The organism is Pseudomonas sp. FW215-R2 (genome assembly GCF_058789255.1).
In genome coordinates, this window is record NZ_JBYTBO010000051.1 from 1 (window position 1) to 1,046 (window position 1,046).

The window sequence follows — 1,046 nt, forward strand, 5'->3', positions numbered from 1 at the left end:
TGGTCGCCTTGCCAGAAGAACTCGGTGCTCTGGCCGTCGACGGTTTTGCGGATGCGGCGGCCGAAGGCGTCGTATTGATAGGTCGCGGTGGTGCCGTCGGGGCGGGTCAGGCCGATCAGGCGGTGCTGGCTGTCGTAGCGGTATTCGGTGACGAGCTGTTGGGCGCGGCCGCGGCGTTCGCGGATCAGGTTGCCGAAGGCGTCGTAGTCGTAATGACGGTCGCCCTGCATCAGCAGGCGGTTGCCTTTGATCTGTGTGGGCCCCGGACGGTCCTGCATCAGCAGGTTGCCGGCCGGGTCGTGAGCGAAGTTTTCCGGCACATCGTCGCGGGTGTGGCGCACGCGAATCAGCCGGTCGAGGGCGTCGTACTGGTAGCTGCGCTGGCCGTGACGGGTGTCGGCGATGTGTTCGAGGTTGCCGTTGGCGCTGTAGGCAAAGTCGCGACGATACAGCGCACTGCGTTGATGGCCGACCGCGTGGGAACGTAAGCGACCCTGTTCGTCGTAGGCATATTCGCTGAGCAACAGACCCTGTTGCCGTTGTTGCTCTCGGCCGGACTGGTAAACATGACGGGTGAGCAAGGCGCCGTTGAGGTCGATCGCGGTCAGCGCACCGCCCTTGGCATAGTGGTAATCGAGCTTGCTGTTGTCCGGCAGGCGCATGCGGCTGAGCTGGCCGCAGGCGTCGTAGGCGTAACGCAAGGTGCCCCAGCCCTGATGCTCGCGGACCAGTCGGTCCTGCAGGTCGTATTCGAAGGCCTGCGGGTGATTCTGGCCGTCATCGACGCCGGTCAGCCGGCCGAGGTGGTCGTAGCGGTATTCAACCGTGCTGGCGTCGGGCAGGGTCTTGAGCAGCAGACGCCCGGCGCTGTCGCGCTCATAAGTGGTGACCAACGTGGTGCCGTCGTCACCAAACTCGGTCTTTTCCAGCAGATGGCCGTTGCGGTCGTAGGCGTACGCAGTACGCCGGCCATCGAAGCCGGTTTCCTGTCGGATCAGTCCGGTGGGCGTGTAGTCCAGAAGATACTTGTCGCCGGACTCGTTCTC

General features: G+C 64.2%; 1 pseudogene. It reads right to left on the reverse strand.

Going from position 1 to position 1,046, the window contains the following annotated elements:
* A pseudogene (locus tag AC3WRD_RS29830) lies at positions 1–1,046 on the reverse strand (type IV secretion protein Rhs); the annotation flags it as partial.